The sequence below is a fragment of the Methylomonas defluvii genome, from assembly GCF_033949435.1.
GTDB classification, from domain to species: domain Bacteria; phylum Pseudomonadota; class Gammaproteobacteria; order Methylococcales; family Methylomonadaceae; genus Methylomonas; species Methylomonas defluvii.
The window spans coordinates 162,349-185,207 of record NZ_JAXARY010000006.1 but is presented as its reverse complement, the minus strand read 5'-3'; the positions used below and the strand labels follow the sequence as shown (position 1 = coordinate 185,207).

Annotated in this window: 18 protein-coding genes and 1 CRISPR repeat array; of the genes, 6 read left to right on the top strand and 12 right to left on the bottom strand. The window is 52.4% G+C overall.

Annotated features, from left to right (window positions below; translation table 11 throughout):
• Nucleotides 1–108: 108 nt before the first annotated feature.
• Nucleotides 109–2,174: a CRISPR direct-repeat array (repeat unit 36 nt; unit sequence GCATTCCCCGGCCTCCCGCCGGGGCCTCATTGAAGC).
• 326 nt (nucleotides 2,175–2,500) lie between these two features.
• On the top strand, nucleotides 2,501–6,397 hold the full coding sequence (locus QLH52_RS08695; RefSeq protein ID WP_319961259.1) for a PAS domain S-box protein: 3,897 nt from the start codon (nucleotides 2,501–2,503) through the stop codon (nucleotides 6,395–6,397).
• 32 nt (nucleotides 6,398–6,429) lie between these two features.
• Here QLH52_RS08695 and QLH52_RS08690 read toward each other — a convergent pair whose 3' ends face one another.
• Nucleotides 6,430–6,705, bottom strand: a complete 276-nt coding sequence (locus QLH52_RS08690) for a hypothetical protein (protein ID WP_033157059.1) — start codon at nucleotides 6,703–6,705, stop codon at nucleotides 6,430–6,432.
• On the opposite strand from QLH52_RS08690, the gene QLH52_RS08685 reads away from it, so the two are divergent.
• Nucleotides 6,704–7,966: an alpha/beta hydrolase gene (locus QLH52_RS08685; RefSeq protein ID WP_319961258.1), complete on the top strand. Its 1,263-nt coding sequence runs from the start codon at nucleotides 6,704–6,706 to the stop codon at nucleotides 7,964–7,966. The genes QLH52_RS08690 and QLH52_RS08685 overlap by 2 nt on opposite strands.
• Nucleotides 7,967–8,071: 105 nt before the next feature.
• Here the strand turns inward: QLH52_RS08685 and QLH52_RS08680 are convergent, their stop codons facing one another.
• Nucleotides 8,072–8,695 (bottom strand): NUDIX domain-containing protein, encoded by a 624-nt coding sequence (locus tag QLH52_RS08680; RefSeq protein WP_319961257.1) that lies wholly within the window; start codon nucleotides 8,693–8,695, stop codon nucleotides 8,072–8,074.
• Nucleotides 8,692–9,801, bottom strand: coding sequence for a PQQ-dependent sugar dehydrogenase (locus QLH52_RS08675; RefSeq protein ID WP_319961256.1), 1,110 nt, complete (start codon nucleotides 9,799–9,801; stop codon nucleotides 8,692–8,694). The genes QLH52_RS08680 and QLH52_RS08675 overlap by 4 nt, the downstream gene beginning before the upstream one ends.
• Nucleotides 9,802–9,913: 112 nt before the next feature.
• Here QLH52_RS08675 and htpX point away from each other — a divergent pair, with 112 nt between their 5' ends.
• A complete protein-coding gene (gene htpX, locus QLH52_RS08670; protein WP_319961255.1) occupies nucleotides 9,914–10,789 on the top strand; it encodes a protease HtpX in 876 nt (291 codons plus the stop codon).
• 42 nt (nucleotides 10,790–10,831) lie between these two features.
• On the top strand, nucleotides 10,832–11,059 hold the full coding sequence (locus tag QLH52_RS08665; protein WP_205453501.1) for a DUF2835 domain-containing protein: 228 nt from the start codon (nucleotides 10,832–10,834) through the stop codon (nucleotides 11,057–11,059).
• Nucleotides 11,060–11,234: 175 nt separating this feature from the next.
• Here QLH52_RS08665 and QLH52_RS08660 read toward each other — a convergent pair whose 3' ends face one another.
• Nucleotides 11,235–11,744: an RNA polymerase sigma factor gene (locus tag QLH52_RS08660; protein WP_205453502.1), complete on the bottom strand. Its 510-nt coding sequence runs from the start codon at nucleotides 11,742–11,744 to the stop codon at nucleotides 11,235–11,237.
• Nucleotides 11,745–12,002: 258 nt separating this feature from the next.
• The gene (locus QLH52_RS08655) at nucleotides 12,003–14,537 is read right to left on the bottom strand and encodes a TonB-dependent siderophore receptor (RefSeq protein ID WP_205453503.1); all 2,535 of its coding nucleotides are present in this window, start codon (nucleotides 14,535–14,537) and stop codon (nucleotides 12,003–12,005) included.
• A 326-nt stretch (nucleotides 14,538–14,863) separates the two neighbouring features.
• Here QLH52_RS08655 and QLH52_RS08650 point away from each other — a divergent pair, with 326 nt between their 5' ends.
• Together QLH52_RS08650 and QLH52_RS08645 are read left to right on the top strand one after the other, a co-directional pair.
• Complete coding sequence (locus tag QLH52_RS08650; RefSeq protein ID WP_033157050.1) at nucleotides 14,864–15,109, top strand: type II toxin-antitoxin system Phd/YefM family antitoxin; 246 nt, start codon at nucleotides 14,864–14,866, stop codon at nucleotides 15,107–15,109.
• A gap of 5 nt (nucleotides 15,110–15,114) precedes the next feature.
• Nucleotides 15,115–15,522, top strand: coding sequence for a type II toxin-antitoxin system VapC family toxin (locus tag QLH52_RS08645; RefSeq protein WP_240348339.1), 408 nt, complete (start codon nucleotides 15,115–15,117; stop codon nucleotides 15,520–15,522).
• Nucleotides 15,523–15,573: 51 nt separating this feature from the next.
• On the opposite strand, the gene QLH52_RS08640 is transcribed toward QLH52_RS08645, so the two are convergent.
• The 7 genes from QLH52_RS08640 to QLH52_RS08610 form a co-directional block, all read right to left on the bottom strand.
• The gene (locus QLH52_RS08640) at nucleotides 15,574–16,632 is read right to left on the bottom strand and encodes a FecR family protein (RefSeq protein WP_319961254.1); all 1,059 of its coding nucleotides are present in this window, start codon (nucleotides 16,630–16,632) and stop codon (nucleotides 15,574–15,576) included.
• A 48-nt stretch (nucleotides 16,633–16,680) separates the two neighbouring features.
• Complete coding sequence (locus QLH52_RS08635; protein WP_205453506.1) at nucleotides 16,681–17,202, bottom strand: RNA polymerase sigma factor; 522 nt, start codon at nucleotides 17,200–17,202, stop codon at nucleotides 16,681–16,683.
• 287 nt (nucleotides 17,203–17,489) lie between these two features.
• Complete coding sequence (locus tag QLH52_RS08630; RefSeq protein WP_319961253.1) at nucleotides 17,490–17,996, bottom strand: RNA polymerase sigma factor; 507 nt, start codon at nucleotides 17,994–17,996, stop codon at nucleotides 17,490–17,492.
• 346 nt (nucleotides 17,997–18,342) lie between these two features.
• On the bottom strand, nucleotides 18,343–20,790 hold the full coding sequence (locus tag QLH52_RS08625) for a TonB-dependent siderophore receptor (RefSeq protein WP_205453508.1): 2,448 nt from the start codon (nucleotides 20,788–20,790) through the stop codon (nucleotides 18,343–18,345).
• Nucleotides 20,791–21,243: 453 nt separating this feature from the next.
• Entirely contained in the window at nucleotides 21,244–21,522 is a 279-nt protein-coding gene (locus QLH52_RS08620) for a hypothetical protein (RefSeq protein WP_205453509.1), read from the bottom strand.
• Nucleotides 21,512–21,814 carry a BrnT family toxin gene (locus QLH52_RS08615; RefSeq protein ID WP_205453510.1) on the bottom strand — a complete coding sequence of 101 codons (303 nt, stop codon included), beginning with the start codon at nucleotides 21,812–21,814 and terminating at the stop codon, nucleotides 21,512–21,514. Before QLH52_RS08615 ends, QLH52_RS08620 begins: the two co-directional genes overlap by 11 nt.
• A 78-nt stretch (nucleotides 21,815–21,892) precedes the next feature.
• The gene (locus QLH52_RS08610) at nucleotides 21,893–22,858 is read right to left on the bottom strand and encodes a FecR domain-containing protein (RefSeq protein ID WP_205453511.1); all 966 of its coding nucleotides are present in this window, start codon (nucleotides 22,856–22,858) and stop codon (nucleotides 21,893–21,895) included.
• Nucleotide 22,859: the final 1 nt, after the last annotated feature.

The following is a 22,859-nucleotide window of genomic DNA, read 5'->3' as shown; positions in this document are numbered from 1 at the left end:
TTGGATTGGCGCGGCGCAAACTTTTCCGCTAAAGTTGAACGGCCGTTTTACGTAGTCCTCGCAAACGGCCCGCGCAGGCCCCGCCAATCATGGCCTCCAGCCCGCGCTGCATTCCCCGGCCTCCCGCCGGGGCCTCATTGAAGCGTGTTATAGGATTGAAACCATAACTTGATGTGGTCATGCATTCCCCGGCCTCCCGCCGGGGCCTCATTGAAGCTTGGTTTAAATGACGATGGCACGCAAACAGTATCAAGCATTCCCCGGCCTCCCGCCGGGGCCTCATTGAAGCTTGGTCGTTTGGGTGCCCTCTCTGGTACTGCTCCCGCATTCCCCGGCCTCCCGCCGGGGCCTCATTGAAGCAATGGCTTCGGCGCTGGGCTTCCAGGTAAACCGGGGCATTCCCCGGCCTCCCGCCGGGGCCTCATTGAAGCATTTATAACGGCAATGCTGGGGCAAGTACAGGTGTCGCGGCATTCCCCGGCCTCCCGCCGGGGCCTCATTGAAGCTGGTTTACCCAGCTCAGTCACCACTGGCCTCGTCGCCGGCATTCCCCGGCCTCCCGCCGGGGCCTCATTGAAGCAGCAAACAGCTTTGGCTGGTTTATCCCGGAAGCTGGGCATTCCCCGGCCTCCCGCCGGGGCCTCATTGAAGCGGTCGTAAAGGCCCGATCCTTTTGTGCCCACTTTTTCGCATTCCCCGGCCTCCCGCCGGGGCCTCATTGAAGCCGTCTAAAGATGTTTTCGGTGTCGATGATGGCGTCGCATTCCCCGGCCTCCCGCCGGGGCCTCATTGAAGCGTCAAAAACGGTATTGATGCGGCGGACGCGCTGAATGCATTCCCCGGCCTCCCGCCGGGGCCTCATTGAAGCAAGGATGAAAAGGGAAGGACAATAGATGTTTACCTTGGCATTCCCCGGCCTCCCGCCGGGGCCTCATTGAAGCCACGATCCCGCCACCGATCCCAAACGTGACAAAACGCATTCCCCGGCCTCCCGCCGGGGCCTCATTGAAGCTGGTACGTTTTGCATTGGCTCCCCATCTGTAAGCATGGCATTCCCCGGCCTCCCGCCGGGGCCTCATTGAAGCATAGGTTAAAACCCCTTGTCTAGCGGCTTCTACCTTGCATTCCCCGGCCTCCCGCCGGGGCCTCATTGAAGCAAATCCTTGCTGGACTTAACGCCGCCGATGGTCAGCGCATTCCCCGGCCTCCCGCCGGGGCCTCATTGAAGCAACCGCAGAATAAGGACCGTTACCGGTAGAAAGGGGAGCATTCCCCGGCCTCCCGCCGGGGCCTCATTGAAGCAAGCCAACCTTATGCCATCTTGTATGATAAAAACTCGGCATTCCCCGGCCTCCCGCCGGGGCCTCATTGAAGCGTAGACCTGTTGGCCTACCGATAGTAATGGTTTCAGGCATTCCCCGGCCTCCCGCCGGGGCCTCATTGAAGCTGGTGTTTGGAGTGGTGGGTTTTCCCTCGGGGCTACGCATTCCCCGGCCTCCCGCCGGGGCCTCATTGAAGCCAGACTTGCGCGTCTGTCTGGGCTTGTCCTGTTTGTGCATTCCCCGGCCTCCCGCCGGGGCCTCATTGAAGCGCAGTGATTATGGCAGTGTTATCCAGCCCGATCACCGCATTCCCCGGCCTCCCGCCGGGGCCTCATTGAAGCAATGTTTTCGGGGGTTTTGTTCACGGCACTATCCAGCGCATTCCCCGGCCTCCCGCCGGGGCCTCATTGAAGCCGCAACGCTTCCGTGGCTACGTTTTGGGCGCTGTTTTGCATTCCCCGGCCTCCCGCCGGGGCCTCATTGAAGCGAACGATTCGCGCGCTTGAAGTCACGCACGGCGAAAACGCATTCCCCGGCCTCCCGCCGGGGCCTCATTGAAGCACCGTGACAGTGCAGGAGACCGAGTGATGATCGAGAGGCATTCCCCGGCCTCCCGCCGGGGCCTCATTGAAGCGGTTGTTTGATCAATATCACCGACTTGCTGAACAACGCATTCCCCGGCCTCCCGCCGGGGCCTCATTGAAGCAACATCCCGACATTACCGACCAGACCAACTTAACCGCATTCCCCGGCCTCCCGCCGGGGCCTCATTGAAGCAAAACTCATTAACTGCCGGCTTTTCAGGCTCGAAATCCGGCATTCCCCGGCCTCCCGCCGGGGCCTCATTGAAGCAGTTATCCGGGAAATGAGTCTTGATGATGTGACCTCGGCATTCCCCGGCCTCCCGCCGGAGCACTCAGCCCGAACGGCACATCCGTGATAAATAGGGCCGGGTCAATAATCCAAGCGTATTCCCCCCAACCATCTACCTGCTGCCAGCATTTAATTCCACATAAAAAGTGGCTAAACCTTACGCTGTTTGGGCTAGCTGCTATGTTTAGTTGTATCGGATTTAGAGAATCCAAATGCGGGTTATGCGTTAGCTAACGGATACGGGGCGACGGTATGTCGTTCAAGTTCCCTAAATCGTGCAAATCACTATTACCGATCTTCCTGCCATGAATGACATTCTAAAGTTCCTGACCGACAATAATTTTATGCCGCATGGCTATTGCCTGAGCTGGTCGCCGGGTTTGTTGTGGACCTTCGTGATTAGCGATGGCTTGATATTCCTGTCCTACTTTTTGCTGCCGGTTGCCTTGGGTTATTTCGCGCGGCATCGGCAGGATTTTCCGTATGTCCGGGTGTTGTGGCTGTTTGTGGTGTTCATTCTGGCCTGCGGTACGACGCATCTGATGGATGTCGTGGTGATTTGGGAACCACTTTACGGACTGGATGCGTTTGCCAAAGTGGTGACGGCGATAGTTTCGGTGATAACGGTGGCGGTGCTGATACCGCTGATTCCCAAAGCGCTGCAATTGCCCAGTCCGGCGCAGTTACGCGAGGCCAACGCCCAGTTGCAGCAGGAAGTGGCCGAACGTGAGCGGGTCGAGCAGGCTCTGAAGGCGGCGAACGTATTGCTTGAGCAGGGCTTGGTGGCGGAACGTACCCAGTTGGCGGCGCTGGTCAATTCTTCCGACGATGCGATTATCGGCAAAAATTTGGACGGAATCGTTACCAGTTGGAACCCCGCGGCCGAACGTATTTTCGGTTACAGCGCCGTTGAAATTATTGGTCAGCCGATCACGCTGCTGTTTCCCGCCGAACTGGTGATCACGGAAGCCGACTTGCTCCAGCGGATTTTAAACGGCGAGCGGATCAGCAATTACGAAACCCAGCGGGTGCGTAAAGACGGCAGCCGGATCGAGGTCGCCTCGACGATTTCGGCTATCAAAGATGGCGACGGCAAGGTCATCGGCGCGTCGAAGATCGTCCGCGACATCACTGAGCGTAAGCGTATCAAGGCGGCGCTGCGGGAAAGCGAAGCTAATTTCCGTAAATTGTTCGATGTGGCGCCGGTGCCGATGGCGCTGGTCGCCGCCGACGGTACTATGCTGGCTTTGAACCAGTCTATTGCCCGGACCTTTGGTTATACCTTGTCCGACATCCCAACCGTCGAGGATTGGTGGCAGCATGCGTATCCCGATCCGGTTTACCGGCAAACAGTTTTCGACACCTGGCAGAATTTGCAGCAGCGCGCGGCCGAGCAGCAGGCACCGATAGAATCTCACGAATATCAAGTGACCTGTAAAAACGGCGACGTGCGCACCGCCATCATCTCCGGGGTGACGATAGGCGACAATTTACTGGCAACGTTGATGGACATCACCGAGCGTAAGCGTGCGGAGGAGACGCTGCGCAAATTATCCTTGGTAGTCGAGCAAAGCCCGGAGAGCATCGTTATCACCGACCTGGATGCGCGCATCGAATACGTCAACGAAGCCGTGATCCAGACCACCGGCTACACGCGCTCCGAGCTGTTGGGCCAAAAAGCCAGTCTGTTTAAATCGGGCAAAACCAAGCCGGAGTATTTTGCGGTGCTTTGGGATAATTTGACGCACGGCCGGTCCTGGCAGGGCGAGTTTATCAATAAGCGCAAGGATGGCCGCGAGTTTGTGGAATCGGCTATCGTGGCGCCAATTCGCCAGCAAGACGGGCGGATTAGCCATTACATGGCGATCAAGGACGACATCAGCGAGAAGAAGCAGATGCTCCTAGAGTTGGAGAGCTATCGCGAGCATCTGGAAGAATTGGTGGTTGAACGCACCGAACAATTGGCCGATGCGATGCAAGCAGCGGAAGTGGCCAATGTGTCGAAAAGTGCATTTTTGGCGAATATGAGCCACGAAATCCGCACGCCGATGAACGCGATTATTGGTTTGACGCATTTGCTGCAAAACACCACGCTGGATGCCAAGCAACGTGAACAGCTGGCGAAAATTTCGGTCGCTGCCCAGCATTTGCTGGGCATCATCAACGACATTCTGGATTTCTCCAAGATCGAAGCCGGCAAATTGGTGTTGGACATCGGCGATTTCGATCTCGACCAGGTTTTCAAAAGTTTGAACGACCTGATTTGCGACCGCGCCGCCGAGAAAGGTTTGGAAGTGATTAACCGTATCGACCCGGCGCTACCGGCGGTGTTACGCGGCGATGCGCTGCGGCTGGGACAAATTTTGCTCAATTTTGCCAGTAATGCCGTCAAGTTTACCGACGCCGGACACATCGTGTTTCGGGCTAAATTGCTAGCCAAAAATCCGGTGGGGATTGTGGCTCGATTCGAAATCAGCGACACCGGCATCGGCATGAATGCCGAGCAATGCAGCCGTTTGTTTCAAGCCTTCGAACAAGCCGATTCCACCACGTCGCGGCGTTTCGGCGGCACAGGTTTAGGCCTAGCCATCAGTAAGCGTCTGATCGAAATGATGGGCGGCACGGTGGGTGTGCAGAGCAACTTGGGGCACGGCAGTACGTTTTGGCTGGAATTGCCGTTTGAGTATGCGGTGGGGTCGGCGCTGCAATTGCCTAAGCCGGATATTCGTAAAGGTTTAAAAGTATTGGTGGTAGACGATGTGGCCGAGGCCCGCGAAGCCATCGCCCACATGCTGACGCGGTTCGAGGCGCGGGTGAGCGTCGCCGATTCCGGTTTGGCGGCCGTGCAACAGGTTGTCGATGCCCGGCAAGCCGATGCACCGTTCGATCTGGTGCTGATGGACTGGATGATGCCGGGGGTAGACGGCATTCAAACCGCGCGCCGGATGGGCGAAATCCTCGGCGAGGCCTTACCGAAAATTGTCTTGGTGACCGCCTATAGTTACGACGGCAGCGCCGAGGACTTGTACAGCGTCGGGATTGTGGGGCATCTTGCCAAACCGGTGACGCTGTCGGCCTTACACGATACGATTGCCGGCGTGCTGTCGGGATGGCGGCAAAAAGCGCCCGCGGATGCGCGGCATCCGGATTTATCCCGCCTAAAAGGCCGACGGGTGTTATTGGCCGAAGACAATCTGATCAATCAGGAAGTGGCGTTGGAGTTGTTGCAAGACGCCGGTTTGGTAGTCGATTTGGCCGAAAACGGCCGGATCGCTTGCGATATGGCCGCCAAACAGTTGTACGACCTGATTCTGCTGGACGTGCAAATGCCGGAGATGGATGGTATGGCCGCCAGTCTGGCGATCAGGCGCATGCCGGGGCGGGAAAAGACGCCGATATTGGCCATGACCGCCAACGCCTTTGACGAAGATCGGCGCGCCTGTCTGAGCGCTGGGATGAATGATCATATTCCCAAACCGGTGAATCCGGAGGTGCTGTACGACGTGATGTTACGCTGGATGCCGCCTTTGCCGCCCAGCCCGCCTGCCCGCGGTCATAAAACCCCGGATGAGCAAAACGACGGCAACGCGGCGCTGCTCGAGCGTTTGGCGAACATTCCGGGCCTGGATTTGCAGGCCGGTTTACACAATCTGCAACACAAGCTGCCGTTTTATTTGCGCCAGTTACGCCATTTCGCGCAGCGGCATGCGGCCGAAGTCGACAATATCCGGCATTTATTGGCGGTGGGCGATGGGGAGTCCGCACAAAGAGCCGCGCATTCCTTAAAAAGCAGTGCCGCAACCTTGGGAATAACCCACATCCGGGAGACCGCCGAGGGTATTGAGATCACGTTAAAACAGCGCGCGGCCGCAGCGGCCGAGTCCTTGCAAATTCCGCTCAAACAATTGACGGAGCAACTCGCCTGGTTTATTGCGCAGATTCTCGATGTGTTGCCGGCTGAACCTGCGCTTCAAGACATTTCGCCGCCCATCTATTCCGAGGAAGCGCTGCGTGCGGTGGTCGAAGGCCTGCGGATATTACTGGAGGAGGGCAATATTCAATCGCAAGTTTATGTACAAAACCATCGGGAGCAATTACGGCAAGCTTTTGGCCACGAGGGTGTCGCATCGTTGCTGCGGCATGTCGAGGTGTTTGCTTTCGACCAAGCCTTGGATGTTTTGCAGCGCGATCCGCACCTTTAGCCGGCTGAGACGGGTTTACCCATTTTTACAATTTACCTGCGCCGCTTGATACCGCTGTCGGCGATAATGCCGCACTCGAACCTGTCGCCGATTTTTTGCCGGAGTTGCAAAGTCATGTCCCAAGCTAATAAATTTTTTATGAATCCGGCCCTGTTTATCACGGGTATGCCGTTCCGGCTGGATGCGTCCAAGCCCAGGCGGCGGCGTCCTTCGATAAACTCCGTACCTTCAAGGGCATTAAGGCTAACGGGATTTGAGGGCTGGGTTAGCCATAAAGCGTGCCGATTGCTGTTGGCCTGTGCGCTCATGCTGCTAGCGGCTTGTTCCTCCAGGCCGCCGCTGCCCAGTCAGGAAGATCAGCAAGAAAAATTGAGTGAAATATTGAGCAATGGCGGCTACAAAACCGCGCGGAATTTTCCGGTGGATGTTACGCACGATGTCTGGATTTATCAGCAAACGGAACTGGAAGTAGAGCTGGTCGGGCCGAGTGCGCCGGGAAGCTATCCGTTGATTATTTATCTGCCCAGCTTGGGCGAAGATGCTAAAGCCGGGCGTTTGTGGCGGGAAACCTGGGCCAAGGCCGGCTACCTGGTGTTTAGCATGCAGCCGGTGCCGGTCAGCCAAGCCTTGAAGGCCTTGGAGGCGGAGCGGCGCTTCGATGACCCGGAGGAGATTCCGGACGACGACAATACGGAGCTGGCTGATGAAAATATGGCGTTGCGACCTGAGCCGACTAGCGGCGGTTGGTTTGGTGACAAGCCTCGTCGGCAATCGCGGACGGCTAGGGAAAGCGAATTGCGTTATGTCGGTCATCAATACTTTGGCGTGGAGAATCTGAAAACCCGCTTGGCGCAACTATTTTGGGCCTATGCGCAACTGCAAACGCGCGCCGGCTTACGACAACCTTTGTATGCGTCTGCCGATTTCAGCAAGGTGATACTGGCGGGCTACGACCTGGGTGCGCAAACCGTGACGGCAGCCTTGGGCGAGAATTTTGGTAGCGGTTTGCCGCGCGCAGACCAATTGAAGCCGGTGGCTGCGATGGTGTTGAGTCCGTCGGTGGATTTGGCGGAAGGCAACGTGCGCAGCCGGTTTCAAGCTTTGCGTCTGCCGATGCTGACGATTACCGGTAGCGAGGATAACGATCCTTACGCGATTAGTTCCGCCGCCGTGCGTACGGCGGTTTGGGAACAGGCCCCGGCCGGCGGCAAATATCTGTTGTTATTGCGCGGCGCCGGGCATCGCTTGCTGTCAGGCAATGAGTTGGGTGGGCGGTTTGGCTTAAGCGGGGTGCGGCGCGGAGACTTCGGCATGGATTCCGGCGGCGGTCCGGGCGGACATAGTGGCGGCGGGCGGCGCGGCATGAGCGCTGGCGGTGCAGGCGGCGGCTTATTTGGCAAAACAGAGCGCCGCGATCCGAACTTGGGTTATAAACAAGTGGCAGCCATCGCCAGTGTGTCCAGCGCATTTTTGGATATGCTGATTAAAAAAGACGAGTTTGCCCAAGCCTGGCTGAATGAAAAAGCCGGCAAATGGCTGGATAGGGCAGGTACTTTACAAGCGCGATAGCCGGCAAAACCTGGGCGTATCGCCTGTTGGCTTTGCCAGTGGACGCGGGCTAAAGTTTGCCCGACCGCTGTGTTTTGCGGACTAGAGCCCGGTTCACTGTGGCAGTTACCACGCGGGCGAATTAAGTCCGGCCAACCAGCGGGCACGTAATTGCTCACGATGAATATACAGCCATTGAATGGCAAGGATGGGGATGCCGGATTCGATCTTGCCGTCTTCCAGCATTTGAAATGCCTCGTCGAATTTGACGGCTGTGACGCGAATGTCTTCATCTTCCTCGTCCAGGCCGTGAATGCCGCCGACCCGGCTGCTATCGACCCGGCCGCAGAACAGGGTAATCCACTCCGATGAGCCGCCTGGGGTGGTGAAGAACTGTTTGATTTCGATCAGTTCTAAAATCTCGCAGCCGGCTTCCTCGCGCGCTTCGCGATAAGCGACGTCTTCAGCGGTTTCACCTGCTTCAATCGCACCGGCCACAATTTCCAGCTGCCAAGCCCGTTCGGGTTGCAGGACCGCGCCGACGCGGAATTGTTCTATCAACACCACTTCGTCGCGGTCCGGATCGTACAGCAGCACGGCCACGCAATTGCCGCGGCGGAACAATTCGCGCTTTAAAGGGGGGCTCCAACCGCCGTTGAACAGCGTGTGTTTCAGGGTGTATTGCTCCAGCCGGAAAAAGCCTTCATACACTACCTGCGTATCCAGTATTTGAAATTGTTTGTCGCTCATCGGCCGTAGCTTACCCGGTAGATGACGCCCAAACTGTCGTCGCTGATCAATAAGCTGCCGTCCGGCATTTGCAGAATGTCGTTCGGCCGTCCCAGTACTTGGCCGTCCGCTGTCAGCCAACCGCTGATGAAGGGTAGTTCGTTATAGGCTTGGCCTTCGCGGAATTTGACCACATTGACCTGGTAACCTTGCGGCACAGTGCGGTTCCAAGAGCCATGTTGGGCGACGAATAATTGCCGGAAATAAGTGTCCGGAAATTGTTTGCCGGTATAAAAACGCATACCGAGCGGGGCGATGTGGGCTTTATATTTCCAGGCAGGCGCTTTAAATTTGTAGCATTGTTTATCGCCGATATACTCGGGGTCGGCAAGGGTGCCGGCGTGGCAATAAGGGAAACCGAAATGCTCGCCTTTTTGATTCCATTCGTTCAATTCGTCGGGCGGTAAGTCGTCGCCCAGATAGTCGCGGCCGTTGTCATTGAAAAACAGATGGCCGCTGCGGGTTTCCCAATCGAAACCCACGGTGTTGCGAATGCCGCGCGCCAGGATTTCCATATCGCTGCCATCCGGGTCCATGCGAATCAGCGAGCCGTAAATCGGTTTGTCCGGGTCGCAGACGTTACAAGGCGCGCCGACGGCGGTGTATAACTTGCCGTCGGGTCCGAAGCGCAAATATTTCCAGCCATGGTGGCGGTCGGAGGGAAACTGGTCGAATACTGTGACTGCTTTGGGCGGGCTGGCCAAACGCTGGCCAACCTCGTCGAAACGAATGATGCGGTGAATTTCAGCGACATATAACGTGCCGTCTTTGTAAGCCACGCCATTGGGTAGATTGAGCTGTTGAATGATCAGATATTTTTGTTCGGCAACACCGTCGCCATCCTTATCCTGTACCGCATAGACGCTGCCTTGCCGGGAACCGACGTAGACCACGCCATTGTCGCCCAGCGCCATTTGCCGGGCGTTGGGAACGTCGTCGGCGAATATTCTGATATTAAAACCCGGCGGCAGGCGCAATTGTTTTAGCACGGCTTCTTGTTCGGGGGTGGCTGCCAGGCATAGCGGTGTAGCGGCAAACAGCATCAATAGCGACTTTATAATTCTCATTTTTATGTCCCTCAAGTAAACTTTGGCAGATGTTAACACTCTATAGCCTTGAATTTAATCTTTGGGCTCCCCAGATTAAACCCACTTTATAACAACACAGGAAAGTTACGCCATGATGAGAATATTGCTGTTTTTGGCTACCAACGTGGCCATTATGATTGCGATCAGCATCATATTTAGTATATTTGGCTTGCAAGGCGCACTGGATGCTCAAGGCGTCAACTTGAACATTGAAGGCCTGCTGGCTATGTCGGCGGTCATCGGTATGACAGGTTCAGTGATCTCGCTGTTCATGTCCAAATGGTCGGCTAAAAGCTCGATGGGTGTACATGTCATCGACCGGCCGCAGAATCAAACCGAACAATGGTTGATCAGCGTGGTCGAGCGCCAAGCCCGCCAAGCGGGTATCGGCATGCCGGAAGTGGGTATCTTCGATGCGCCGGAAGCCAACGCCTTTGCCACCGGCGCCAACCGTAACAATGCTTTGGTGGCGGTCAGTACCGGTTTGCTGCGCAGCATGAATGCCGATGAAGTGGAAGCGGTGGTCGGCCACGAGATTAGCCACGTCGCCAATGGCGATATGGTGACGATGGCCTTGATGCAAGGCGTGGTAAATACCTTCGTGTATTTCTTTGCCACCATCATCGGCTATGTGGTGGATCGGGTCGTATTTAAAACCGAACGCGGTTACGGTCCGGCGTATTACGTGACGCAAATGGTCGCGCAAATCGCCTTGTCGATTTTGGCTTCGATGCTGGTGATGTGGTTCTCCCGTTACCGCGAATTTCGCGCCGATGCTGGCGGTGCCAACTTGGCCGGCCGGCAAAAAATGATTGGCGCGTTGCGCGCCTTGCAGCGTGCGCATGAGCCCGCCGAATTGCCTGGCGAATTGGCGGCGTTTGGCATCAATGGCGGTGGCGTGCAACGCTTGTTTATGAGCCATCCGCCTTTGGAAGAGCGCATCGCCGCTTTGCAAAACATGCGTTAGAACGCTCCCTTGCCGCGCCGGGTAAACCGGCGCGGCTTTTTTATGGCTAATCAATTCATTCGCTTCAAACTTGATTTAAGTTACGACCAATATCTGGCCGTATATCAAGGCGTCGCCAAAACCGTGGTGACGATTGCCGATGACGGCCGGCGCATCGTCTTTCCCGCGGGCAATATTCAGCGGTATCTAAGCAAAACCGGCATTCAGGGCCATTTTGAAATGGAGTTGGGGGCGGGCAATAAGTTTGTCGGCATCAAAAAGCTGGCGTGACGGCTTAAATCTTAGCCGTGTTTGCGTTAATCGTTGATGTCGTCGCGGCGGACTGGCGGGACCCGGAGACAACCGAGTGCGCTGGATTTCGGCAATCCATGCCAATGACGGCGTTGACGATCCTTCAATGGCTAACGCAAACATTGCTTAAATCTTTCCGCTATCCCCCCTCAAGTTAAGCATCATCCAAGTTCGCGCCGGCCAACATGCGTCCGGTTTGGTACAGCACCCGCTCGACCTGGCGCTCCGAGATCTGTAATTCGGCGGCAATGTGCTGATGGCGCTTGCCGTCTAGCCGACGCAAGCACCAGATTTGCCGATTGAGCGCGGGTAAGCCGCGCAGCCAACTTTCGGCCGCCAACCATTGCTGCTCGCCTTGCACCATCCGCTCAGGTAAAGGACAGGGACATTGCCAGTCCTGGTCCAGCGCCCCGCCGTCCCGCGCCTGTTGCCGGGCTTGGCTGCGCAGATAATCCAGAGCCAGATTGCCCGCCACCCGGTACAGAAATGCCCGGCAATTGGCGATGGCATCCTGCCCAGCATACTCGGCAATATGCAAAAAGGTATCTTGCAGCAAGTCGGCTGCCGCCTCCCGGCAATTGACCTGGCGCAGCAGAAATTGCTGCAGCTCGGCTTGGTGGCGTAAATATGCGGCGGTTAAGGGTGGGTAATGATCGTTCAACATTGGGCATGCCTAATTTTGCCGCATTTATAGCTGTACGTTGACGCTCGTGAGCACCGAGCGACTCTATTCGGTAGGTTAGCAAGCCACCGGCAACCTAACAGTGATTCAAAAATGATCCCTTCCTGATGGGCGATCAGTAGGGTGGATAAGCCGTGCGCATCCACCAAACTTTCCAGATGCGCTTCGCTTATCCAGGGCGTAAGTTGGGGTGAGGTAACGAACCCCAACACGACAACTACTGTCCTCAACGGTACACGGTCAGTATTCTAATTTTACAGACCCCATAACTGTGATTGGCTCACCCGGTAAATTCCAAGCACGATTTGCATAATAAGGTGCTCCGGTAAAATAATATCTTTTATCAAAAATATTATTTACATTAAGCTGCGTAGTTAGTTTTGTTGGGCCAATATTCGTTGTATAACCTGCAAAGGTATCTACCCTCACATATCCTGGTAATTTATAGCTATTTGCATTATCTCCTTCACGAGTTCCAGCAAGATAGCTACCAATACCCACACTTAAGCCTTTTAACGATGATTGTTGAAAAGCATATTTTAACCAAGCGCTTCCAGAATGTTCCGCAACATTAGGCAAACGCTTTCCAATATTATTTCCGGGCGCCCCACCGTCGGCTGTAATGCGTGCATCCGTGAAAGCATAACTGGCAATAAGGCTAAGTCCGTCTGATAAACGACCTGCGATGTCAACCTCAATTCCTTGACTACGAGCCGCACCAATTGTGTCGTAAATTCCGCCATCACTAACAAGTGTCAGTACATTCTTTTTATCAATATGGAAATAAGCAGTACTTGTTGTTAAGTTTCCATCAAACCATTCTGTTTTAAACCCAGCCTCATACTGTTCGGTAGTTTCTGGCTTTAATGGTTGTCCATTTCCAGACCTTCCATTATTTGTTCCAAATCCTTCTGTCCTATTACCGAATACAGATAGCCATGTCCATGGGCGATACAGAACACCTACACGCGGGCTAAAGAATCCCTCATTTTGCTTTGCCAATGCAATGATATTAAAGCTCGGTACGTAGCCATTGTAGTTGCCATTTATATCCTCTGAATTTGTATATGAATTAGATGATCCTGAGGCAAGATGTGCCCAATCATAACGACCACCTCCTAATATTTGTAATTTGTCATCAAATAAGGAAATTTGATCTTGGAAATAAAGGCCATACCAAGATGTTTGACTAACGAAGAAATTGTTTGGATGATTGATTCGCTGATTTTCATAAGCGTTGAAATCTAAATTTGGATAATTTGGGCTATAAAGATTAACTCGGGAGAATGCAAAGCTTCCTCCGCCAAAATCTCCTGGCATTTTATACGGGCTATCGAAAGGCGCATTTGTAGCGCTGAATCCAAAAAAACCACCCGATCTTGTTTCATCAGAATAATAATCACCTCCCAATAAAACGTTATGATTTACTTCGCCTGTTTTAAATTTACCGTTCAAATTAAAATAGGTAAGGTAGGTTTCTTGTGAGTCATCAGTAAATTGAGACCCCCGCCTTACCTGCATCGGATCAGTGCCTTGCTCTAATAAAGGCTGAAAAACTGCCACTAAGACTTTACGGTAATGCAAATTAGCCCAGTTGCCGACAAAGCCATTTTGTATCTTCCAGTTATCATTAAATGAATGAGACCAATTAAAATCTAATAAAGTGCTGTCACTTGGGTCTTCGTTAAATTTAAATCCTGGTTGCCCATAATTGGTATTAATTGGAACATTAGCTACCCTATTGCCAATTGCAGGAATACCTGTGTCATAAGGTAGTTTTCGATCCGTGTATTCAAGGCTTAAATTGAATTCGGTTTTGTCACTGGCTTGCCAATGCAATGCCGGTGCGACAAAAATCTGATTTTGACTAACAAAGTCACGAAAAGAATTCCTATCGGTATAGCCAAAATCCATACGATAGGTTAGTGACTTGTCACCAGTCAGGGGGCCAGTTGCCTCCGCAACAGTGCGGTAAAAATCATAAGAACCGAATTGCTGTTGCAATGAATAGTGAGCTTCATCCCGTGGCTTTTTAGTTACAACATTAACCATACCGCCGGGCTCAACCCTACCGTACAACATCGCCGCAGAACCTTTCAAAACCTCAACTTGTTCTACGTTGGCCATATCAGTATTGAAGTTTGAAATTCTTTGCCCGTTTCTAAATCTTGTATAACGTGTACCAAAGCCGCGAATCACGAAATCTTGCCCATTGGCTTCACCGTTCCACACACGCTGAACACCACTTACATTTTTGGTGGCGTCTTCAAGTATTGTCGCCTGTTGGTCACTTAATACTTGCTGAGGAACAACTTGGACGCTTACGGGAGTATCCATCAAGGGCTTATCGGTCTTTGTTGCAGTAATGGAATTTCCGACTAAATAGCTTTCAGTCGAATCATAAACCGCCTTCCCAGCAACCGTCACCGCCGGCAAAGTCGTCGTCGCATTGCTTCCTGTTTCTGCGGCCTTAACTGCCACCGCATCCTCCGCCGTAAAGGTATAGGTCAAGCCCGTGCCGGTCAGTAATTTCTGCAAGGCTTCCCGTGCGGTAAAGTCACCTTGAATGCCGCTGGTTTGCTTGCCTTTCAGCGCATCACCATCGCTGAATATTTGGATGTGGGTTTCCGCTGCCAGTGCTTTTAATGCATCACTCATGCTTTGCGGGGCAATGCTCAGGTGATGGGTTTGCTGTTCGGCAAGCGCTGTGCCGGTTGCAGACAGGATTGCCAGTGCCAGCAGGCTGCGACGCGGTTTCCATGTGAATTTTTTCATTCTTGATCCTCTGATTGCTGAAAGGTCTGTGCCGTTTATTCCGGCTCACTAAGTAAGACAGCTCAGCTTCGAAAATCTGGTCAGCTTGGCTTAGGAGTTTTGAAAAAATTTTGTTTGGTATTTGTAGTCAATGCGTGATTAATGGTTCGGCTTAGGAACGCCAACCAACGCAAGTCTTTCATCGTTACCAACAGTTTTATTTGCGTTGACCAATGAAGCCAGGCAACGGTTTATGGCTACACATGTTTTGATGGTTGTTTAGCGTTTTGACACACCATTTTATAAAGCTCATACTCATAACTGGTATCACTGGACAGGAGAGATAGATGCATACTTGGCAATTACAAGAGGCGAAGAGCCGATTCAGCGAGGTGGTGGAGCTCAGCCTGAAAGAAGGCCCACAACTGGTGACTCGACGCGGTGAAGAGGCTGTTGTCATCTTGGCCGTTGACGATTATCGGCGCTTAAGCGGTCAATTGCCGCGTTTGAAGGACTGCCTGCTCAATGCGCCACGCGGTGAGGCCTTAGTGTTGGAACGATCCACAGAAGTGATTCGGGATCTGGCTTTGTGAAATATATGTTGGATACTTGTGCGCTCTCTGAGCTAGTCAAGAGTAAGCCCGATGCCAAAGTCCTACAGTGGTTTGAAGCTAGCAAAGCGCACGAGCTTTGCATCAGTGCGATGACTTTGGCTGAATTGCAGCGTGGTGTGAACCGGTTGCCAGAATCAAAGCGCCGATCTGAGCTTACGCTATGGCTACAAGAGTTGGAGATCGGTTTTGAAGATCGAATTCTGGTATTTGACACTAGGGTTGCAAAGGTGTGGGCGCAAATGACGGTTGAGGCAGAGGCACAAGGGAAATCTCTAGCTGCCTTTGACTCGATCATTGCCGCGACTGCCCGAATGCATGGCTGTCGATTGGTTACTCGTAATGTTCGAGACTTCAGCAACGCAGGTATTGAAGCGCTTAATCCTTGGCTGTAAACATGATGGGCTAATCAGCCTCTTGGGACAAAGGGCTGGTTTGTATGCCTGTCAACCTCGGTTCGCAGAAACCACAATCTTGCCGCCTTGCAACTGCTGAGTTTTGATCGGCAGTGCCGCCTGCAGAGTATTCAGTATTTTTGGCAGGTTGTCGATTTCGAAGCTGGCCGATACCCGAATTTGTTTAAGTGCTTCGCCGCTGTATTGGAAGCTTATTTTGTGATAACGCTGGACTTGGCTTAAGACCGTTTCCAAAGGCGCCATCTCAAATACCAGCCGGCCACTGCGCCAGGCAATGATGTTGGTGGCATTGGTGGCAATCGGCGCATTGACTTGGCCTTGGTCGTCGTAGCTAATTTGCTGGCCTGCTAGCAATGCAGGGGTTTCGTCATTTTTCGGCGCGCTGTTCAGGTGCAGCCAAAATGCTGATCGGCTGATGACATGATCCAGCCAGCGAGCTCCGGTTATTTTGCTGTCCGGAATGATCTGTACTTGACCTTCGGCGACGGTGACTTGCGTTGTGTTGTTGGCCGAATAGACATTAAAGCGCGTACCAATATCATGAATGCGGCCATTGCCGGCTATCACATCGAAAGGACGGTCTATTTCATGGGCCACACTCACGTAAACCTCGCCTTTTTCCAGACCAATCACCCGGCGGTTGCCGGTCATTTTCACCGACAGTTGGGTATCGGTATTCAGGGTGATTTGCGAACCATCGGCCAAATCAATCGACTTGCGTTCGCCGACTGCGGTGGCATAGTAATCGGTTAGCCGATAGTCATTTAAACCAAAAGTCGTGGTCAAAACCAGCAATCCCATCAATCCGGTTGTTTGCGCTTTGCGGATGCGTTGTTTACGCTGGATGCGCTTTGCCCGAGTTTCCTGTGCCGCTTGCCGAGCCGGAAAAGTGGCTGGTTTTAGTTGATCCAGCTGTTGCCAAAGCTGGAGCGCGCGCTCGTATTCAAAGCGGTTGCTGTCATTTTCTGCCAGCCAAGCTTGTAGCTGCTGTTCTGCAGCCGTCGTCCACTCTTCCGAATGTTGAGTAAACACCCAAAATCCGGCTTGTTCCTGTGGCGTACCGCTGAGTTTGTAAGTTTTGGATTTCATCTGGCCAGTCTTGTTTGCGCTTTACCTAATAAGACAGTTGAGCCCTGCTTATCGGGTCAGATTATCGCCCAAAAAATCATGCCCCAGATGCTGAATAAGATGTTGCCAGGCTTTGAACACATAGCGTTGCGCCGATTTGCTGGAAATGCCCAGCGCTTCGGCAACCTCTGGGTAACTTAAACCATCCAGTTTGCTCAAGATGAAGGCGTGCTGTACGACTTCCGGCAGTTGCAGCAAAACCGATAGAAAACGCTCCAGTTGCTGCTGGATTGCGACCGTCGTTTCCGGCGCAGGCAGTGGGCAAACCAGTTGCTCCAGCTCTACCGGTTCGTCTGGCGTATACCGCAACCTGACCTGTTCGTGATCGTAGGCGTTTTTGCTGAGATTGGCGGCGGTTTTGAACAAATAGGCCCTGTGGTTTTCGATGGCCGTCAGATTGGGATGTTGCATTAATCGTAAAAAAGCTTCCTGGGTAATGTCTTCCGCGATTGTGACATTGCTTTGGCGTTCAGCGAATGCCAGAAGCTCCTTGCCGTGTCTGCGGAATAGTTTGTCCAGTAATGTATTCATGCATTTTTGATCGAGGCAGGCTTGATGCGGTCAATCGAGTTGGTTTTTTGGATAGAAAACCTGGTAGGGCAGCAAAAAATATTCCATTTAACTGGCTTCGGGTTTTTTCATGGCATGTGTTTTTCATAAAATCTCAATATATTCATTCGGTTAGATTATGGCTAAAACTCTAGTCAAGCCGATATTTTGACAACGCATCCAGTGCTGGTAAGCAATTGTTTAAGAAAAATCGTGGCATATGACTTATTTTCTTGTCGGAGTAAGTGAAATCTCATATCCGATAGATATCAACAATCGTCCAGGCGGACTCCTGCCAGCAATTTTCCGGTTCGGTACAAGATGTGTTCGACTTGACGTGCCGAGAGCTTTAATTCGGCGGCAATTTGTGGGTGACGTTTGCCGTCCAAGCGATGCAAGCACAAGATTTGTCGGTTGAGTGTGGGTAAACCGCAAAGCCAACTTTCGAGCGCCAACCATCGTTGCTCGCCCTGTAAAAAGCGCTCCGGCAGCGGCTTGGGGCACTGCCAGTCTTCATCCAAAGCGCCGCCGTCCCGCGCCTGTTGCCGAGCTTGGCGACGCAAATAATCCAAAGCCAGATTGCCGGCCACCCGGTACAAAAACGCCCGGCAATTGCTAATGGCATCTTGTGTTGGGTATTCGGCGATGTGCAAAAAGGTATCCTGCAACAAGTCTGCCGCCGCTTCCCGGCACTGGATCTGCCGCCACAGAAATTGCTGTAGCTCGGTTTGGTGCTGTAAAAACGCGGCAGTTAAGGGTGGGTGGTGGTTCGTCATCTAATATCAAAAAGATTGCCGCTTTTAAGCTGTGCCTCGGCGCTCAGGAGTGCCGAACAACTCTGAGTAATTCGTGTTTTACATCAGCGTATGGAATGCGAGTGGCATTTGGTTTGACCGGGTTTTTGGGTTCAATTTGAAAGTGGGCGGAAAATCGCCGAGAGCGTAGGTTGGGGTGAGGCACGAACCCCAACACGACAACCATAAAACCACCCGCAAACAACCGACAACGCGACATCAAAATTACCGATGATTCGAAGGCCACCAATGTTGGGGTTCGTGCCTCACCCCAACCTACGGTCCTAGCCAGCGCGAGTGGTAAACGAGCAAACAGATGATTTTGAAGCTAGTAATCCAATCGTAATGATCCGATAAATGAGATAGGTTCTCCCGGCAAGGCTCCAGTGCTATCCTGCACCCGTGAACCCCGGAAATAATCCTTATCCAATAAATTGTTGACATTGAATTGAGTGGTCAACTTCGAACCGCCGATTTTCCAGTTATAAGACACCATGGCATCCACGCGCACAAAGCCGGGCAATTCATAGGTATTATCATTGTTGCCGGCGCGCTGGCCTTGGGCAAACATACCGGCACCGATTTTAAAGCGCTCGTCAGGATGAAAGGTCAGCCACAAGCTGCCTGAGTGTTCTGGGACATTGGGTAAACGATTCCCTTGTTTGGATGTCATTCCCCAGGGTGCAAAGTCATTGTCTTTAGTAAAGATCGCATCGGTATAGGCATAATTGCCGAGCAGGCTCAAGTAATCGGTGAGCTCGCCGGTCAGGTCAAGCTCTATCCCCTGGCTTCTTGCCTCGCCAACAGGAATTCTATAGGGCAGGCCCGGCACGCCGGTCAACATGTTTTCCTTGGTTAAATGGTAGTAGGCGAGATTCGACGACAAACGGCCGTCGAAAAACTCGGTTTTAAATCCAATTTCATATTGAGTGCCAACTTCCGGCTTATTGACCGTTTTGGTGGGGGTTAAGCCGTTATTGGTACCGATGGATTCCACGTAATTGCCGAACACGGATAGCCATTCCCACGGTTGATAAACGATACCGAATCGGGGATTCAATCGGTTGTCTTCTCTATCATCAATACTGATTGGCTCCGAGCAACAACCGGTACCATAGTCCAGGATGTCGTAACGCGCGCCGACCAAGAAATGCAATTTATCCCATAGGGTGATTTGGTCCTGAGCGTAAACACCATACCATTGATCTTTTTCCTGCCACCAGAAGTCGTTTGGTACGGCGTTGATCGCATTGGCATCCAGCATGTGATTATTAGGATTAAAAATATCCAGCGCCGGTATCACACCATAGGTCCAATGGTTGTCATAGGTATCGGTGGTAAGCTTAAAGTAATCGCCCCCTATCAAGAGCTTATGCTTTAGGCCGAAGGTGTCGAATTCGCCGGAAATATCCAGATTGGTGGCAAAACTTTCCCTGTCTGTTGGCCCTGTCATCAAGGCTCGATTGATCGTTTGCTTGTCGGCATTGATGCTGCCCGCCGGGAAAATCGAGTTGAATTCGTGTGTCCATTCATGCCAATTGAATTTGTGTTCTATCTTCCAGTGGGCATTGAAGCGATGCGAAATGATGGTGGCGATTTGATTGCTATCCATGGAGCTATTGTTAACCGCCGCATCGCCGACAAAAAAACTTTTGGGAACCTGCGCAGGACGGTTGCCGACGGCAGGAATACCAAAATCCATCACATAGTCGTCATGTTGGTGTTCGAGCTGCACCGTCATCTCGGTTTGATCGGAAAGGCGCCAAGTCAAGGATGGGGCGACATAAATCCGCTCGTTCTCGTTGTAATTGCGGAATGAGTTGTTGCTCGAATAGGCAATATTTAAACGGTATAGCAATGATTTATCGTCGTCAATTGGGCCTGTCGCATCTGCCGTTGTGCGATACAAGTCGTAAGAACCGAACTGTTGTTGCAGAGAATAATGCGCTTTATCCAGTGGTTTCTTGGTAACGTAATTAACCAAACCTCCGGGCTGGGTACGACCATAAAGCATGGCCGCTGCTCCTTTCAGTACCTCAACCCGCTCCATGCCAGCAGGCTCGAAGTAGCCCGTGTTTTGCCTGAGACCATCGCGGTAAATGTTCGCCCCTAAACTAAAACCACGAACAATAAAGCCTTGGTACAAATCGCCGAAGTCGAAATTACGCTGTACGCCGCTTACATTTCGAATGACTGCGTCGTCAAATAAGACAATTTGCTGATCATCCATCACAGCTCTAGGTACAACCTTGATAGACATCGGCGTTTCCATGATCGGCGTATCTGTCTTGGTTGCCGTGGATGCGTGAGATCGGTTGTAATCAGGGTTGAAGGGATCGGTCGAGTCATAAACCGCCTTCCCCAAAACCGTCACCGCCGGCAAAGTCGATGCCGCATTACTCCCCGAATCCACCACCTTGATAGCCACCGAGTCCTCACCGGTAAAGCTGTACGTCAAACCGCTACCCGCCAGCAGTTTTCTAAAGCCTTCTTCGATGGTGTACTCGCCATCCAGCCCGCTAGTGGTTTTGCCGTCGGTCAACGTGGCTTCCGCTGAAAATAGTAAGCCGGAGCTAGTCGCAAACTGCCTTAAGGCCTGACTCAACGAGCCGCCGCCAATATGGTAGCTGCGCTTAATGCTGGCGTGGCCGTTACTGCTTTCCGCATGGATGGGAGCGGATACGGTTAATGCGGAGGCCAGTAGAATGCCTTGTATGGCTAAGTGCAATCGCGAGGGTGCCAAGCTCGATTTGCTGGTGTGTAGCGTCGATGACATCGGTTTTATCTCCTGTAAAAAATGCGGTTGTCATCACCTATGTCAATCGAGACTGAAAAAGCGGAACTGGAAATTGAAAAAATTTGAAATATTTTTTAAGTATTTGTTTTTTTTGTAAAAAAATTGAGTTTTTGGTGTAAATGCGTAGGGTGGAGTGCGCCTCGAACCCCAACACGACAACCGTTGAGCCACCCGCTAACCATGAAAGCGAGACACCGCGACCCATAAAGCCATCAGCAACCGATAAAAGCTAAACTGATCGAAAGTGTTGGGGTTCGTGCCTCACCCCAACATGCCCTTGAGCCACGCTACGTAAGCTTGATTTGCAGGAGGTGGGGCGATGCTGGGAGCGATTACCGAGACGATAGGATCATTTCGAAATGCGTGACAGGATGATGTAGCTGGCTTATCAGGGAACGGCCAAGTCGATTGAGGAGATGGGAAGTAACTCACTCATGAAACATCAAGATGAATTTTGTTAGACGTATATTGGTGCACCAAAATTTGAATAATATTTTGATACGGCACGCCATTTTCCAGTCCCTTTTTCTTTAACGCATAAAGATCGTTTTCAGAAAGTCTGATGGAAACTGATTTTTTCTTTTCGTGTTTCAAAAAATCTTGCAGTTCTACCAGGCGCTCCTGAATATTGCCTTTACTGCGCCATTCATCGTTTTCAACACTATCGAGAATGTCTTGTTCAAAAGCATCTAAATTTAGCTCAGTCATCATTTGCCGCCTTGTTGTAACGTTTATTCATTTTTCGGGAGGGGATAATCGTCTTTAAAAAAATGCTGTTCTCTTCTTCAACGTAAGGCACGATGTAAACATAATTTTTTATGGAGATTAAGATGATAAAAACCGATTGATTGGGATATTTTTCAGAATTTGGATGCGCCAAATCATCGAGTACATGTCCCATTTCAATGGCTAATAAGACATCCTCAAAACCAATCCCTCTTTCCGCTTTTAGCAAAGCGTTTTTTTCAGGAGAGAAATATACTTGTTTTTGCCTGTATGCCATACGATGTATGGTATTTTCTCAAGCAAGGTGCAGTCAACTAATACTCGGTGTATAGCGATGTTAAGTTGTCTGGCGCGCTTAGCGCGGCAGGACTTTAACCCAGAGCGGCAATGGGTTTGTTAACTTGACCGGCAAGTTGGTAGCCAACGAAGCCAGGATTTTGTCGGTATCCTTGAGCGGGAAGGAGCCGATGATGCGCATGTCGGCAATCTCCGGCGCACAGGTTATGTAGCCTTGCCGGTAACGATTCAGTTGTAGCAGAAACTCGCTGAGCGGGATGTCGTCGGCGACGATGACGCCTTGGGTCCAGGCGGGTTTGTCGAGTTTGTTTGGCTGTATGGGTTCGATGCGATCAGCTGCAAACCGGGTATTTTGTCCGGCATGTAGCTGCTGTTTTGGGCTGTTAGGATGGATTGGCTGAATCTCTACGCTGTCGGCAAACACCGTGACCTCGCTGCGGTCGGCTTGTTGGCTGACGCTAAAACGGGTGCCCAGCGCCCGAACTCGGCCATCCTGGGTATCGACCACAAAAGGCCGCTGCCAACCTGCGTTATCCTTGGCGGTCTCGATATAAATTTCCCCGGATACCAGTTGCAAGCGCCGCAAATCAGCGCCGAATGCCACGTTCAAGGCGCTGCCGCTATCCATAGCGACTGTCGAGCCGTCCGCCAAGGTGATTGTTTGGATTTGACCTTGGGCGACATGGTAATCCGCCGTCCAGGCTTGCCAGTAACCTGCACGGGAAAACTGCCAGCTCGCCAAGCCGACGCCACCGAGCAATACCAAATGTTTGATAGCGCGCCTGCGCTGCAAATCCGGCGCCGTCAAGGCGGCTAAAGCGGCTTTGGGTGGCAGCGCTTTAAAGCGCTCGATATGAAATTCCACTCTGGACCAAGCGGTTTGATGGTCAGGGTGTGCGGCTAACCAGGCTTGCCATTGCGCGGTTTCATTGGCTTGCACTCGTCCGGATCGGAATAACGCAAACCACTCGGCTGCTTCAGCCAGAATGCGCGGGTCGATTTCCAGGGGGCGTTTTTGTTGCATC